Source organism: Mesorhizobium sp. WSM4806 (genome assembly GCF_055811635.1).
This window is the reverse complement of sequence record NZ_JBVVQZ010000026.1, coordinates 43,220-59,368: the sequence shown is the minus strand read 5'-3', so window position 1 is coordinate 59,368 and position 16,149 is coordinate 43,220. Positions and strand designations below refer to the sequence as shown.

Sequence of the window (16,149 nt, the reverse complement as noted above, 5' to 3'; positions counted from 1 at the left end):
GGCATGGAACGAATGCTTGGTCCGGTCAGCCAACCAACCTAGGTGCAGAGGACGACTACGAAATGGACTATGAGAAACCCTTCCTGCCTGCGGAGTATCGACGCCGTGTTCATGACGTCAAAACACGGATGGAGGAAGCAGGACTGGACCTGCTAATCTGCCAAGATCCCGCAAATATGTGCTGGCTGACCGGTTATGACGCTTGGTCCTTCTACACGCCTCAAGTGGTCCTACTGCACCTCCAATCGGAAACGCCGATGTGGATCGGACGGCTGGTTGACGTAAACGGTGCTCATGCTACGACGGACCTGCCTGCTGAGAACATCATAAATTTCTCCGATGACCGGCTCCATCATGTGGAACTTCATCCCTACGACGAAGTCTGCGAAATCATAAAATCACGCGGATGGGGATCTGATCGCATAGGGGTTGAGCTTGATGCGCATTTCTATACCGCGCGAGCACACCAGCACCTCGTCAAAGGTCTCCCAAATGCAAAGTTCTCCGACAGCCGCGGACTTGTAAATTGGGCGAGACTCGTCAAATCCGACGCTGAACTCGTTTATATGAGAGAAGCGGGCCAGATTGTCAGCCATACCATGCATACGGCCATCGAAAATCTAAAGCCGGGAGTCCCGGAGTACGAAATTGTCGCGCAGATTTACGCCTCTCAAACAAGAGGTGTCGACGGAAAATACGGTGACTATACTAGCCTTTGTCCGTTGATTCAGGCTGGCGAAAAAACAAACGCTCCGCACCTCACATGGTCGGATAAACCCTTGCCTTCATCGGGGCTGGTTCTCTTGGAAGTTGCGGCAGCGAGGCGCCATTATCATGCGCCGCTAACGCGTACCATTTATATGGGAAAGCCACCCGCCGAGGTCAGACATCTCGCCAATGCCATAGTGGAAGGTGGCGATGCTGTACTCGAAATGGCAAAGCCCGGTGTGGTCGTCGACGAGGTGAATGCCGTCTGGCATAGCGTCCTTAACCGCCATGGCTACATCAAGAAAGGCCGTTCCGGCTACTCAATCGGCATGAATTTTCCGCCGGATTGGGGCGAACGTACTGTGAGCATTCGCGCCGGCGAAAAGACCGTGCTCCAGGCAGGCATGTGTTTCCATTTCCAATCAGGGGTGAGGCCTCCTGCCTTCGGAGCCGCAATCTCGGAGTCGTTTGTTGTTACCGAAAAAGGTGGCGAGCGGCTAGCCGATGTCGCCCGCGAGTTGATAGTTGTGGACTAGCTGAAAGATTCTAGGTATTTGTCTACTCAGCCAGATTCGGAAGGTGCACCGAAGTGCTTCGCTTCCCAATCCCTTAGCTTCCCTTTCACGCAGTAGTTCACGAGCGCGGTGTTTACAGGAGGCGGCCCCGAGCAGCCGGGGTCCCAGAATAGGGCAGCGTCCTCGTTGGTCAGTGGGTGTGGTATCGAGAGATCACCGGATACGACAGCCTTGCGCTGAGTGCCGGCCGCGCTATTCGTCGACCGCCACCCGCACAAGCAAGCGCTGTAGGACCTCGAATCGAAGATCCGGGAGATGTGCTTCTGCGCAGACGTGGCCCGTTTAGCCCAAACAACGCGTGCATTTGTTGCTGAGGACAGTCGTCTCGCTCATGGCAGGCGCAACGCGGGTGCGTGTGTCCCTGACGAAGCTTCCACTTGAAAACGACCGCGTTGAGTTGCACACCGGCGGTCTGCTCGATCGCTTCTTTTCTCAACTGCTCTCCATTCCTGGGTGCCGCCGGCCAAGGTGCTCAGCGCGTTCAATGGCCTTTTGCGCACGAGACCTTCAATCTCTGATCTACCCGGATCGCGTCGACGATATACCAGAAAAGCAAGCGCCGACCGTAGGTTGGCGCTATTTCGCCATCTGCAGAGCCGTGTCGGGCAACTACCAGACCGGTTCCGGCGACTCATAGTCGGGCAGAGACACCGGGTCGCCGTAGATCTTCCGCAGGGTCGTCTGCGTCAAGGACCGCTATCTGGAGAGGCGGGCAGGTTCCGATCTGGGACCTCGGACACGCGGCGCAACTGTTCGCTATCGCGCCCATACCGCGTCCGTTGGCGCCGCGCGGACCCGCGCCCGCAATAATTCAGCGCCGAACTTGCAAAATACGCAGAACGACACCGTTTTGCGCCCCCAATTAGGACGAACTGCGCGAGCTTCGCCCCTTAGTCTGCTGGAGACCAATGATCATGGGCTGAAAGCACGGAAACGCTGCCACAGAAGCTGGAGCTGGCTGAACTGTCGAAACACCATGGCGCTGCCATTTCCGCGTAACCGAACAGGGATACATATGATCACCAATCCAGCTTTCCGGCCTCGTGAAGTCCCGACGCGCCACCACGAGATTCTAATAGTTGGTGGAGGCATCGCGGGAGCGAGTATTGCCTTTCACCTTGCAAAGAGCGGTAAGAAGGACGTCGCGCTCTTAGAGCGCAACAGCCTTACGTCCGGCACAACTTGGCACGCAGCGGGTTTGATCATGCAGACGCGTGGTACTCACGCGCTAACGGAGATCGCAAAGTATAACGCAGAACTCTACTCCGCTCTGGAGGCCGAGACCGGACAAGCTACCGGATTCAAACGAAATGGCACGCTCGGGGTCGCCAGAACCAAAGAGCGCCTATACGAAACTGCACGCAATGCTTCGATCGCGAAAAGTTTTGGGCTTGAAGCCAATATCATCTCGCCGAGCGAGGCGAAAAAACTCTATCCAGCCCTCAACTCGTCAATCATCGAAGGTGCAGTTTTTATCCCTGGAGACGGTCAAACAAATCCTGTCGACACATGTATGGCTTTAGCTATTGGCGCCAAGAAGAATGGTGTAAAAGTTGTTGAAAACGCTGAAGTCACAGACCTTTGGCGAACATCAGACGGCCACTACCAAATTCGGACTAACGATGGGGTCGTTGAAGCTGATGTTCTCGTTCTTGCATGTGGACTTTGGACCAGAGACCTTGCCGCCAAGTTAGGTGCACGAATTCCGATCTACGCGGCAGAGCACTTCTATGTAGTAACCGACGCAATGAATTTTGTGACGCCAACCTTGCCTGTGCTGCGCGACCCGGACGGACATGTATATCTGAAAGAAGACACCGGAAAGCTCCTGGTGGGTGCGTTCGAGCCTTGGGGTAAACCGTTGCCGATGTTGAAGCTTCCGAAAGAAACGGCCTTCATCGAGCTTCCGGAAGACTGGGAACACTTTGAATTGCCGATGACCAAGGCAATAGAGATTGTTCCTGATCTCGCGAACGCCGGCATTGCCAAGTTTTTCAATGGTCCTGAAAGCTTCACCCCGGACCTTCTATTCATGATTGGTGAAGTTCCTGGATTGAAAAATCTTTTCGTTTCGACCGGTTATAATTCAGAGGGCATTGAATACGGCGCGGGAGCAGGTCGAGCTCTGGCAGAGTGGATCATTGCCGGCGAGCCTCAGATGGATATCAGCTTCGTCGATGTCGCCCGATTTCATCCCTTCCAGATCAATAAACGATATTTGCACGAACGCACGGCCGAAGTGTTGGGCCTCCACTATAAGATGCACTGGCCCGCTTACCAGCCTGAGACATCCCGAGGTGTCCGCAAAAGCGCTCTTCACGACCGGTGGGCGAGGCTTGGAGCTAGCTTTGGGGAAGGGATGGGATGGGAGCGTCCCATGTGGTTCGCGGGGGAGGGGGAGTCGACCGAAAACATCTACTCCTACGACGAGCCGAGCTGGTTCAAGTACACCAGTCAGGAGTGCAAGGCTGCCCGTAACAATGCTATCCTGTTGGACCAAAGCTCTTTCGGCAAACACTTGGTTCAGGGTCGCGATGCCTGCCGCTTTCTTCAGTGGCTTTGCGCGGGCAACGTGGCTGTACCGGTGGGAAAATTGGTGTATACCCATATGCTCAATGAAAAGGGCGGGATAGAGACAGACATCACTGTAAACCGCTTGTCGCAGACAGAGTTCCTAATTATCTCGTCAGCGACCGTCCATCCCCGGGATAAGGCCTGGATTACAAAACATATTACTGGTGAATGGAATGTCACGGTCACTGATCTTACGTCGGGGTACGCTGTCCTGTCATTGCAGGGTCCGCGATCGCGCGAAATCCTGTCCCAAGTAACCGATACAGATTTGGCTAACTCGGCGTTCCCATTCGCTACCAGTCAGGAAATTGATATCGGGTATGCTCGCGTAATAGCCAATAGACTGACTTATGTCGGAGAGCTTGGTTGGGAGCTTCATATTCCAACCGAAATGGCACAGCATGTGTTTGACGTTGTTTGGGAGGCCGGTCAAGCGTATGGCCTCAAGGCTGCAGGATATCACGCGCTTGAACATCTGCGATCGGAGCGCGCGTATCGAGAATACCAGCTCGATCTTACACCAGTGGACACGTTGCTTGAAGCTGGTTTGGGATTTACAGTGGACTGGAACAAAGAAGGCGGATTTATCGGAAAAGAGGCGTTGACGTCTCAGAAAAATGCCGGGCCACTAAAAAAACGGCTGGTATCATTCAGGCTTCGCGATCCGAGACCTGTTCTCTTTCATGAAGAGCTTATCCGCTGCGACGGGGGGATTGTCGGATATATTTCGTCTGGCGTGAAGAGCTTTACAATCGGAACGTCGATCGGAATGGGATATGTAAACGATCCGGCCGGTGTCACGAAGGATTTGATCGAAAACAGTCGATGGGAAATCGAGATCGCCGGCAAACTTTATGAATGCGACGCGTCGTTCCGGGCGTTTTTCGATCCAAATGGGGATCGGGCTAAGCAATAGGTTGTGCGCCACCATGGACGCGAAGGGAACTGGTTTTCTTCCGTCCCCGGACGGATCCGCTCCGCAACTACTTTCGAGGCCCGGCAGCCTCACTCTCCCTATGGCCTATTGGACCGCTCAGCCGCGCAGGCGGCCCATATTGCGAGGCTTGGACCAACTCCGCCTGGAGGATTCCAACTAACATCCACCTCCGGCCAACTGCGCCAGCGAAATGGCTGAGGTAATCATGGTGACGAGCGCTCCACAAACCGAACGCATCGAGAAAGACCCGCTTGGCCCCGTAAGCATTCCAGTCGATGCCTATTACGGCCCGCAGACGGCCCGGGGCATCGCCAACTTCCCGATTTCTGGTATCCGGATCAGCCATTTCCCGAACCTCATCAAGTCGCTTGCCTAGGTGAAAATGGCAGCGGCACGCGCCAATGCCGCGCTCGGCGATCTCGACAAGCAAAAGGCCGATGTCATCTGCCAAGTCTGCGAAGAAATCGCGGCGGGCGGGCACCTTGGCGAATTCCCGCTCGATGTGTTCCAGGGCGGCGCCGGGACCTCGACAAACATGAACATCAATGAGGTCATCTCCAACCGCGGCTTGGAGATCATGGGGCTGCGACGAGGAAAATACGACCAGCTGCATTCCAACAACGACGTGAACTTCGCTCAATCGACAAACGATGTTTATCCGTCGGCGATCCGCCTTGCGATCCTTCTTTCACGGGGGGCGCTGCAGCGAGCTTTAGAGCAACTCGCCGGCGAGTTGGAAGCCAAGGCCGAGGGCTTTTCGGACGTGATCAAGCTTGGCCGCACGCAGTTGCAGGACGCTGTTCCGTGACGCTGGGCCAGGAGTTTCAGGCTTTCGCAACGACACTACGCGAAGATGTAGCCCGTCTCGGTGAGATTGCCGCTTTCTTCCACGAAATCAACCTCGTGGCACGGCGATTGGCACCGGCATCAACACGAACCCCGACTATCAGGCGGCAGCTGTCGCGGAGTTGCGCGCGATATCCGGCGTGCCCGTCGTCTCGGCCGGAAATCTGATCGAAGCCTGCTGGGATACCGGCGCCTTCGTGCTCTTCTCTGGAATGCTAAAGCGGACGGCCACGAAGCTCTCGAAAATTTGCAACGATCTGCGGCTGCTATCCAGCGGCCCGCGTAGCGGCCTAAACGAAATCAATTTGCCGGCCCTTCAGCCCGGCTCCTCGATCATGCCCGGAAAGGTCAATCCTGTAGTGCCCGGAGGTGGTCAACCAGGTCGCCTTCCAGATCATCGGTTACGATCTCACGATCACTCTTGCCTCCGAAGCGGGGCAGCTGCAGTTGAACGTTATGGAGCCGGTCATCGCCTACAACGTACTGCACTCGCTCGAGCTTCTGACCAATGCCGTCGATGTGCTTCGCACGAAGTGCATCGTGGGCATTACAGCCAATGCAGAGACTTGCCGCAAACATCTCGAGGCCAGTACAGCCGTCGCAACAGCACTGACGTCTGCGATCGGATACGAACGGGTGGCGGAGCTTGCAAAGCAGGTCTTGTCCTCCGGCAAAACGATTCGCGAACTCCTGGCCGAGCAGCCGGACCTTTCGGAGGATCTAATCGCGCAGACTGCCGATCCGCACCTTTTGACCCGGCCAACGCGATCGCGATTGGCCTTGTAACAGGGGGCTGAAGATTGATCGACTCATTTGCGCAGCGGTCCTGCTGGCCGGCACAGTAGCCGGCGGTCTTTCTGTCGGCGAGCCGTTTCGAACAACGGACCAGGGACCGCTCAGAGGTGAAGCGGGTTCTTGAGACAGCGGCATAAGCTGGATCGAAGGACGATCTGGCATGAAGACCCGCAGACGTTTCTGGCCGAGTTCAAGGTTGCGGCGCGATGACGAAGCTGGCTACCCGCGCCAGAATAGCGGGCCGCTTGTGAAGCTGCAGGATCAACTTCGCAAGCGCAGCATTTTGACCTGCTCGGACGCGACATTTCGAAAATGGGGCACGATTGCGCAGGGTATCCGAACCTCCCGAGGGTCTTGGATGGATCGCACCCGGAAAGCCGGAAAGCGCGAGCAATGTCGACTGGCCATCATCGAGCAGCTTATTAGAGAGGCAACGCGGTATGCCGAAAGGGAAGGTGATTTCCGAAAATGCGCGGCGATTTTCGCTGGTCGCAGTACAATCAGGATAGCAGTGAGTGTGCAGCACGTTGAAGGCTATGCACCCGCCATAGGGTCGATCGACAATCTAAAGCCGGGAGTGGCGGGGTACGAAATAGCCGATCAAATTCATGCCTCAGAATCGTATTGATTCGCTTTGCGCAGGGTCTCGGTTCTCAAAGCAGGAAATCGGGTTTTCTCGTTGGCCACGTCGTCGAGCATCGCTTTGCGCCATATTACGTCAGCGGCTCACATCGTCGATGACCCCAACTCTGCCGCCGTGCGGTGTGCGAAAGCGCGCCGCCACCGCGGCCAAAGTCCGAACGAGTGATCCAGCGAAAGCGCCGTCGACATGCCTGCCGGTTGGCAATCCGGCAGGCAGTTTGAAGCAACTCCAAATTGATGCATCGCGAATTTAATCCGAGCTGTCGAGTCCCTCTTGTGCTTGAGACCTGTTGGCTATTGCCGAAATGCCTAGGGTCACTTGAGAGAAAGCAGAGGAAGGATGCTTGAAAACTGTTCAGCGTGCTCAATATCAAGGCACCGCTCAATAATGTGATCAACCTGACTTTCAGTCAGCTTGTTTTGTGAGCAAAGCAAAAATTTCTTGCGCAAATCGTCGTCTTTCATCGGATGGCTAGGATCCCCTTTCAGATCTTGCGGACCAATGAGTTGGTACAGCTCTCGTCCATCTCGCGTCCGAATTCGTACTTCGGCGGCCGGTAGATTGGCATCGAACTCAGGACCATGCACGAGTTCTACGCGATCGATCAAACTCCGCACTCGGGGATCGGTAAAGTTTTTCTCCTCGTAAATTCGCGGGGTTATCTCTCCATGCAGCACCGCCATCGCCGTAAGAAAGTAAGAGCTATGGTCGGCAGATTCTTTATTTCGCGGATATTTTTTTACTAGATCCCCGGTGTGTACGACCGCGCGTTTATTGGTACGAACGGTAATCTTCTCGATGTCGTCGGGGCTAAGCTTATGATCTCGAACCAGAGTCGTCGTTGCTTCCAAGTGGCCTAGCGTGGTTGATTCCGCCGGAACGTTCTTGATCTCTACCCTGGAAATAAACCACCGTTCGCCCAACGATTTTGGCAAATAACCGTCCGCGTTGCCAAGGATTGCATGGGCGAAGCCCTTGATTCCTTCAATAATTCGCACCGGACCTGTAAATCCTTTGGCCGCCAATTGACAGGCGAACAAACCCATTTCCGAAAGGACGCCGTCCGCGATATTTTTAGTCATCACATATTCCTCTCCGGTGGCGTCCAGAATATCTAGGCCGACCGAAAGACTGCCCGCAATCCCCATAGCATTTGCAATTTGCTCGGCATCCAGTCCCATAAGGCGGCCAGCAATGGCTGCGCCTACGTAAGGGTGTAGTGAACCATGATGAAAGGCCCGAGCCTCGAGCGAAGTCGTGAGGGCTTCGACCATGCAGCCGTAGACCTGATAGCCGGCGACAAGAGCTTCCAAAAATTCTTTGCCAGAAGCGCCAACTAATTCACTGACCGCGATAGCAGTCGGCAACGAACCGCTTGGATGTCCGCCGGCAACATCTCCATGCAAGAGCGAGATGCCCACCGTATCGTTGTAGTCCAGGAAACGCAGCATGCCCTCATTCGCGATTATGGCTCCCCGCAATGGCACACGAGTGCTCTCGCCCAAAATCGTCGCCTGCGCCGGCCCTTGTAGCTCATGGGCAAATTCACGGCAGATACGTCCAGTGGGACTATCAAAGCCCCCGATGATACAAGCAAAAGCATCAATAAGTAAGTGCTTTGCATGACGAGCAATATCATCCGGCAACTTATTGAAATCTACCGCAAGCGCTACTTCGGCGAGATCACGCGCTACACTCATTTCCAGCTCCTTTTGGGCTATTCTTTTCCATGATCCCTGTGGAATCCGACTCTGACCACTGGGGGCGTCGCGCCTTTTGGGTATCGGGCGCGTGTAGTCGCTGCCGACCCCGGACCGCCCTGTGAGCAATGATGTTTCCCAAGAGTTTCGCCGGGTGGAATCGGGATTCAGCCCGAAAATAGCGTCGGTATCGACAACCTTCCGCCAACACACGTTATTCGACCTGATATTTTCAAGAGTACTCCTGATGCTACGTCGCTGCCAGGCGCACTGTACTGCTGAATTGTCAGTTACAACATGCAGTCGCCGCCATCGACGTAAATTGTGTTGCCAGTCACGTACCCACCCATTTCCGACACTAGGTACAAGCAGGCGTTCGCGATATCTTCGACAGTGCCGAGGCGGCGCAATGGCAGTGTTTCCCTCGCGTGTCGATATATGTTTTGAATATCTGGATAGTTTTTCAAATCTCGATCTGTGTCGATCCAGCCGGGGCATATGCAATTGGCCGTTATTCCGTCAGAACCCAGCTCGAGGGCAATTGATTTTGCCAAGATGAGCATACCCGCCTTTGCCACGTTGACGTGGGCGCGGTTAGGCATAGGGACTACCCCTTCGGATCCCGAAAGATGAATAATTCGTCCAAATTTTTTCTCGCGCATGAATGGCACAACGGCCTTGGCAAGGTAGAAAGCCGAGTTCAAGTCAATGTTGATAACCTTATGCCAATCGTCGACAGAGATATCTGTAAATGCCTGGTGAGGCCTGATCCCCACATTCGATACTGCAATGTCGATCGATCCGAAATGCTTAGCCGCTTCTTTTACGACATCGGAAATTGCGTCTGGATCGGCCGCGTCAGCAAGGACGGCGTAAGAGTCGACACCAAGGGTGCGGATCTCCGCCGCCACCGCTTCGATCTTCTCATTATCGCGAAGCCCGTTAACAACGATGTTCGCGCCAGCACGCGCCAGAGTTAGAGCAATTGCTTTTCCGATGTTTTGGCCTGATCCAGTGACGATCGCCGTTCGTCCCTTTAAATCCTGCGTCATGCTCTACCTCCTGCACAATTGACAACGCCGAGTGCCGTCGCAAGGCCGCGAAATTCACCTACACTCACTCCCAGCTCCTTTTGAAAAAACTTAAATCCATGATCCATGTGGGGTCTGCGTCACGGTTCCGGTCCTGGCATAGGCAAGCCTGGATCGATTTCCGAGCCTACCCAGCTGGCGAAAGTTTTTGGCATGGGGTGTCGTGGGCATTGGCAGACTTTTCAGAACTGTATGTCCCCCTGTTTCTTTGACGATGATATTAACTTCGATGGGCCGCGTTGCGCGAATTATGATGTTGCGAACGCTGAAAATGAGCGCGTTTTCGCCTCCCACGCATCTAAGCAGCGATCGTTGGTTAGGAGTGGAAAATTCCCCGTACTTTGGTGATGGACGGAATTGGGTCCACCAAAGTTAGGGTTGTCCCAAGGCGCTGGATAAGTACAAACGATCACCGATGATTGACAAAGAGATGGGGAGGTACGGTAACTCACGCCAACCTAGTTCCGGTGCCGCCGCTACTCTTACGCGCGACGCCGGTGGTGCCGTGCTTACGCTGGTCGGCAATCTCGCGCGCGCACCGATCCAGATGCGCCTCGAACGCCGCCCAGCTCTCGAACCGACAGCCGGCGATCGCGTCTTTTTTGACGTAGCCGACTCCGTGCCGTTCGTTCGGCCGATAGGGAGCACAGGCCCAAGCGTGATGCCGCCGTAACGGCAAAGACGTGCAGCCGGACGTTGAATCTGATATAACGGCGTCACCGCGTCACCGCGTCACGGTGTTCATGTCGCCTGACATAAGCGTTCAATTACCGTCTCAAACGGTGGGCGAGCTTTACGCTGTTCTCCGAAGATGGGCGCGTTTCCTTGTGCCATAACGCCGCCGAAAGAGGGCTGCGCGGCATGGCCTGGGTAGAAAGTCATGGCGTCTTGCGGGTCCGACCACGGCGGACAGCGCGCTGCGGCCATGGCTACAGTCTCATCGTCACAGCCAAGGTGAACGCGTCAATCCGCAGGAGAGACGCCCTCAGATGCAGTAGAGCATTACAGAGTACAATGTTGCCTAATAGCTCAGCATAATTTTTTGGTAGATTTCGACTGCTTTGGTTAGCTGCTCTATCTCCACGAACTCATTTGTTGTGTGGGCCTGATCGATACTTCCTGGGCCGAGAATAACGCAGGGAATTCCTGCCAATGAGAGCTGGCTTGCATCCGTACCATAAGGCACGCCGACGTGCTTACCCGTCCCGGCAACTTCAGCACACGCTTTGGCCGACACTGCGGCAATTCTTGTCGCCTCCGCGCTCGGGGGGGCTGGATCTTCCAAAGCAGGTAGCAACGAGCGCACCTTGATCTTATCCGCACCTTGGCGCAGTTTTTCCAATATGTTCTCAACTTCCTGAAGTGCGTCCTCCGGGCGCTCTCCAGGCGTCAGTCGTCTATCGATCCAGACGCGGCATGATGGCGGAACAGTCGCCAACTCTGCCCCTCCTTCAATGAGAGTGACTGTGAGAGTCGGAGGACCGACCAACGGATGCACACGTTGTGACAAAGTCGCATTGATTTCATCGATCGCCAATATCACCTTGGCCATTCCTGTAATCGCGTTGACCCCAAGGTGAGGCTTGGAGCTATGAGCGGGCACACCCTCCACTTCAACCTGCCAGCGAACCGAACCTTTATGTGCGACGACAAGCTCCAGGTCCGTGGGCTCACCGACTACGGCTGCATCGTATGAAACACCTGATTGAGCAATTGCTCGAGCTCCCTTCTTGCGGTACTCCTCGTCCACGCTTGCGGCCAGTACGATCGTGGCTCTGGGCTTTCGCTCTCCAAGGGTGCTGAGTGCGATCAACATCGCTGCCAATGGGCCCTTATCGTCACAACTTCCTCGGCCATATATCCGTCCTTCCCTTTCCTGTGGGGAAAATGGATCTGCCGCCCAATTGTCAACGGGTACAGTGTCCATATGGGATATGAACAAGACGCGCTTAGCGGGGTCCTGCCCTGGGATCCAAGTAAAGAAGTTCGAACGGCCGTCAGTCACTTCCTGATATTCGAAGGGTAGATTTCGCTCCCTGCAAAAGGCCTCGAGATACTCGGCGACCTTTTGTTCCCCGCTCCCCTGTGCTGACGCTGATGGGTTGACGCTCTCAATCTTGACAAGTTGCTGAAGGAGCTCGACGGCCTGTGTTCTAGTAGACATAGTACCCCTATTTCTTAAGATGTGTTTGCGGCTAATCCAGCCAATCCTTAGCCAGGCTGACGACCCGGTCAGCATCGTCTGCGGTATTGTATAGATGAAGTGAGAAGCGCAGCATGCCCCGGCGTACTGAGACGATCACTTGATTGTTCGACAAATACTCGTGCAGCAAATGAATGCGGCTATCGGCTTCGCGCGAACCATCAAGCGCTGCTGAATCTCCAAGAGCAACAATACTTCCGGTGTGACCCGCGGGTGCTCCACCGCATACGGGTAGCCCGAGGTCTAACAAGCCCGATGCCAGTCGCCTTGCGACGGATGTAACGCTTTGTTCAATGGCCGGAATGCCGATTTCCATCAGTTGCCCCATTGATGCGTAGGCAGCTATTACGCCCGGAAAATTGTAATGCCCGATTTCGAAACGAAGCGCGCCGGCGCGCAATTTTACGGTATCGAATATGGGAGCCGATTCTAGCGCGTTCCCGAGATCGACACTAAAGCGGGCGAGGTAGGCGGGGCTTAGGCGATCAGCCCATTCTTGGCGGCAATACAGAAATCCCAACCCATACAGGCCCATCAACCCCTTGTAAGATGATGCCACCAGACCGTCGACGCCAAGCCGAGTGACATCAGTGTGAAGTATACCAACTGATTGGGACGCGTCGGCCAAAAGAAAGGCGCCAACCCGCTGGCAAGCTTCGGCAATCGGCTCCATCACTGTCTTGAAGCCCGGGACCATTGTGACCGTCGATAGGGTGACGATACGGGTGCGAGAGTCGATGGCCTCGGTAACAGCATCGGACGGAATTGCACCGCGATCAGCTTCTACTATCCGAAGTTCAATTCGGTGCTTGTCCCTGAGGCGTAGCCAAGGCAAGATGTTGTTTGCGTGCTCCAATTGCCGGCAAAGGACCACATTGTCTCCGGGCCTCCAAGCAATCGCGTTTCCGATTATATTGACGCCTTCCGATGCGTTCTTCGTGACAGCGATTTCATCTTTACCGGCGCCGACGAGTTGAGCGAATCTGGAACGTGTCCGCTCGACAAGTTCCATCATTGCTTCTTCGTCATTCAGGCCATTCAGTCTATTGTCGAGATGCTGATCCATAGATCTGCGTGTCGTTCTTGATATGAGCCCCTGATTTGCAACATCCATGTAAATGGCGCTTTTAATGGCCGGAAACTCCTGCCGGAGGACGTCCAAGGGAAGAAAGTGGCTTGTCATGTTCCTCATCAGTTCCGTGTTCGTGGGTAGGGAGTCCACGTGTGGGCAACAAATCAGCTTTAACAAACCGCTTCGCCGCTCTTCGCGCCAGCGGTCCACGGGTCCGATTTGCCAGTAGATCCACCGCGGCGGGGGTGGGGCAGCGGCTGTGCTAATAATCTCATTTTATAGCTTGATCATTGCGGAAGTGAGGCTATTGTCGCCAGAAGTGAGCAGTTTTTCTGCGCAATTGTACTCATTTTTGCAGTGATCGTTATGGACCTGGATCGAGTTGATCGGAAGCTTCTCAATGCAGTGCAGCGCGACAATCGGCTTACGACAGCCGAGCTGGGCGAACTTGCGGGCCTTTCTGCGACCGCTTGTCAGCGGCGGCTGAAGCGACTGCGGGACGATGGTGTGATTGAGGCTGATGTTGCCATAGTCTCGCCACAAGCCGTGGGTCGGCCCATGCTCATGCTGGCGTCTATCAGTCTCGAGCGCGAGCGGGTAGATATCATTGATCGCTTCAAGCAAGCGGTTCGGCGCACGCCTGAGATCATGAGCGCGTATTATGTGACGGGTGAAGCCGACTTCCTTCTTATGATTTCTGTGCGCGACATGGCAGAGTACGAGGCATTTACCCGTCGATTTTTTCACGAGTCTGATATCAAGGCAGTTAAGACGATGGTCGTAATGGATCGCATCAAGGCATCGTTGGCTCTGCCCATTGAGGAATAACGGCGGTATTCGCTCGCTTAAACTTTTGCGCTGCGACTTTGCTTGCTGAAACGCATAGTTCTTATTGTAGAATTACTGTATTGCTCGCCGCGTAAGTGCGCGCGGGCGGCAACATCGATGACATCGCCTACGGTCGGCTTCACTTGGGCTTCAGGAACTGCGGCGCGATTGACCGTCACGCACGTCCGTGAGTTTGTCGGCACAAAGGTGCCGAAACGACAGCCCGGTGACCGCTGGCGATTCGGCGGTCTCCACTCCCAACAGTCCTGGTTGTGCGCGCGAACAGCAGAAAAACGCAACTTTCCTGCGTTGGAATAGGGAGAATTACGCAAAGCGCACGCTGATGGGGCTGTACATCTAAATAGCAGCTTCGGCCTCATCGCGCGGATAGGATCGATTCGAGATAGTCTCGGCGGGCAACGTCGAGGGAAGGTGATTTACCTGCTCGCGCAAGGGGCTCTCGATCCACTTCGCTTGGAGGTTTGGCAATGGATGTAACGACGCAAATCATTAGGCACGTTCTCAATTCCGGGTTGGAGACGATACCTGAGAAAGCGATCGAACGTGCAAAGCTCTCCATCCTCGATACGATAGCGTGCGCGGTCGGCGGATCGAACGATCCGATCGCGCACCGCGCGCGCCAACTGGGCGCGCTGTCCGGTGGTAAGCCAGAATGCACAGTTTGGATTTCCGGAGAAAAGCTCCCATCGAGCTTGGCGGCACTCGTCAACGCAACGACAGCCAGAGCTCTCGACTTTGACGACACCTACGAGATTGGCATTAATGGCTGCCATGCGAGCGCATATAATGTCCCGCCGGCGTTGGCACTGGCTGAACGCGATCCCTCCATAACCGGAGGCCACTTGGTGTCGGCCCTTGCCACCGCTATCGATCTGCATATTCGTCTGGCGCGTAGCATCACTACCAATGCCATAGACACAGGCCGTGACAATATGGTTGCGGTCTGGGGCGCCACAGCGGTTTGTTCCAAATTGCTACGGCTTGACGAACAGAAAACGCGCAATGCGTTCGGAATCGCTTACGCCCACGCTGCAGGCGAATTCCAAATGTATGAAGAGAGTGCACACACGGTGGCGCTGCAGCAGGGATTAAGAGCCCGCTCAGGTCTTGAGTCTGCTCTCTCCGCCATGGTGGGCTTCAACGGCCCGCGAGATCCATTCTTTGGTAGGTATGGCTTCTACAACGCCTTTGAACCGGCCTATGATCTTGATTTACTTATGGACAAACTCGGCGAGGATTATGTGAACGCTTCTATTAGCTTCAAGCCCTGGCCGTCGTGCAGGGCTACGCATCATGGAATTGATGGTCTGCTTCAACTCCGTGGGAGGCACAACTTCACCGCCGAGGATATTATTTCAATTCAGCTCGGGTTAAATCAGCGCGCTGAGGGCGTCGTGGGCCAGCCGCGCGATCAAAAGTGGAACCCAAATGACCCGGTTCTGGCGCGGTTCAGCCTTCCATACGTCGTCGCTGTAGCGGCGGTCCGTGGCGGCGTAGGTATTAGAGATTTCCGCGCCGATGCCCTGGACGATCCCGCTGTGCGCCAAGTGATGGCGGCCACCAAAGTCGAAGTTGATCCACAAATCGATCTCACTCACGGCAGGTACGGGAATTCGCCGACTGCAGTTAAAGTGCAGCTAAGGTCTGGAGCACAGTATTCCATACGCATCGACAAGCCATTCGGCCATCCGGAGAGCCCGGCTTCGCTCACGGATGGTATGCTAAAACTTAAGGCTTGTGCCGAAATGTCGATGTTGTCGTTCTCCGAGAAGCAGCTCGGGTTGATAGGCGAGTTCATAGACGACCTTGATAAGCGGCCCACGTTGGCGCCGCTGTTCGATCTACTCCTTGGCGCCAAATAGGCGAGGGTCCTAGGAGTTACAAAGGAGTTTCCTTTGTGAAGCTACACTTGGGCGAAGCCGTTGTGCTTTTCAGATAGTTATGAGACAGATCTGCGCGTTCCATACGCGACGGCGTGGACTTGCAACGAGTGTCTGCTGCCCTACTCGGTAACCATTCAGCCAGGGCCGAGGTGATTTGATCTTCGGGCGACGGTTTCGCGGTGGGGTTGGTCGGTGTGTGACTCCGAGCCTTTGCGCAACGACGGATAGATTTGCTTTGAGCAACGACGGGTTCAGGTCCAAGGCGCTCAGCTT

Annotated in this window: 9 protein-coding genes and 3 pseudogenes; 7 read left to right on the top strand and 5 right to left on the bottom strand. The window is 55.1% G+C overall.

Annotation, left to right across the window (positions count from 1 at the left end; all coding sequences use genetic code 11):
• Positions 1 to 62 precede the first annotated feature (62 nt).
• From AC0L2M_RS30670 to AC0L2M_RS30655, 4 genes and pseudogenes are all read left to right on the top strand, one after another.
• A complete protein-coding gene (locus tag AC0L2M_RS30670) occupies positions 63 to 1,244 on the top strand; it encodes a M24 family metallopeptidase (protein ID WP_473536776.1) in 1,182 nt (393 codons plus the stop codon).
• Positions 1,245 to 2,298: 1,054 nt separating this feature from the next.
• The gene (locus AC0L2M_RS30665) at positions 2,299 to 4,773 is read left to right on the top strand and encodes a GcvT family protein (RefSeq protein WP_473536775.1); all 2,475 of its coding nucleotides are present in this window, start codon (positions 2,299 to 2,301) and stop codon (positions 4,771 to 4,773) included.
• 226 nt (positions 4,774 to 4,999) lie between these two features.
• A pseudogene (locus AC0L2M_RS30660) lies at positions 5,000 to 6,426 on the top strand (aspartate ammonia-lyase).
• 169 nt (positions 6,427 to 6,595) lie between these two features.
• Positions 6,596 to 7,063, top strand: coding sequence for a hypothetical protein (locus AC0L2M_RS30655; protein WP_473536774.1), 468 nt, complete (start codon positions 6,596 to 6,598; stop codon positions 7,061 to 7,063).
• Positions 7,064 to 7,392: 329 nt separating this feature from the next.
• On the opposite strand, the gene AC0L2M_RS30650 is transcribed toward AC0L2M_RS30655, so the two are convergent.
• The 3 genes and pseudogenes from AC0L2M_RS30650 to AC0L2M_RS30640 form a co-directional block, all read right to left on the bottom strand.
• Positions 7,393 to 8,778, bottom strand: a complete 1,386-nt coding sequence (locus tag AC0L2M_RS30650; RefSeq protein WP_473536773.1) for an MmgE/PrpD family protein — start codon at positions 8,776 to 8,778, stop codon at positions 7,393 to 7,395.
• 290 nt (positions 8,779 to 9,068) lie between these two features.
• A complete protein-coding gene (locus AC0L2M_RS30645; RefSeq protein ID WP_473536771.1) occupies positions 9,069 to 9,830 on the bottom strand; it encodes an SDR family NAD(P)-dependent oxidoreductase in 762 nt (253 codons plus the stop codon).
• Between the two features lie 529 nt (positions 9,831 to 10,359).
• Positions 10,360 to 10,582: pseudogene (locus AC0L2M_RS30640) on the bottom strand (IS21 family transposase); the annotation flags it as partial.
• Positions 10,583 to 10,628: 46 nt separating this feature from the next.
• On the opposite strand from AC0L2M_RS30640, the pseudogene AC0L2M_RS30635 reads away from it, so the two are divergent.
• Positions 10,629 to 10,829 (top strand): annotated as a pseudogene (locus AC0L2M_RS30635) (IS66 family transposase); the annotation flags it as partial.
• 61 nt (positions 10,830 to 10,890) lie between these two features.
• Here the strand turns inward: AC0L2M_RS30635 and AC0L2M_RS30630 are convergent.
• Positions 10,891 to 12,033, bottom strand: a complete 1,143-nt coding sequence (locus AC0L2M_RS30630) for a M20 family metallopeptidase (RefSeq protein ID WP_473536770.1) — start codon at positions 12,031 to 12,033, stop codon at positions 10,891 to 10,893.
• Positions 12,034 to 12,064: 31 nt separating this feature from the next.
• The gene (locus AC0L2M_RS30625; protein WP_473536768.1) at positions 12,065 to 13,255 is read right to left on the bottom strand and encodes an aminotransferase class V-fold PLP-dependent enzyme; all 1,191 of its coding nucleotides are present in this window, start codon (positions 13,253 to 13,255) and stop codon (positions 12,065 to 12,067) included.
• Positions 13,256 to 13,510: 255 nt separating this feature from the next.
• Here AC0L2M_RS30625 and AC0L2M_RS30620 point away from each other — a divergent pair, with 255 nt between their 5' ends.
• Together AC0L2M_RS30620 and AC0L2M_RS30615 are read left to right on the top strand one after the other, a co-directional pair.
• Positions 13,511 to 13,972, top strand: coding sequence for an Lrp/AsnC family transcriptional regulator (locus AC0L2M_RS30620; RefSeq protein ID WP_292662723.1), 462 nt, complete (start codon positions 13,511 to 13,513; stop codon positions 13,970 to 13,972).
• 488 nt (positions 13,973 to 14,460) lie between these two features.
• Positions 14,461 to 15,855, top strand: a complete 1,395-nt coding sequence (locus AC0L2M_RS30615) for an MmgE/PrpD family protein (RefSeq protein ID WP_473536766.1) — start codon at positions 14,461 to 14,463, stop codon at positions 15,853 to 15,855.
• Positions 15,856 to 16,149 lie beyond the last annotated feature (294 nt).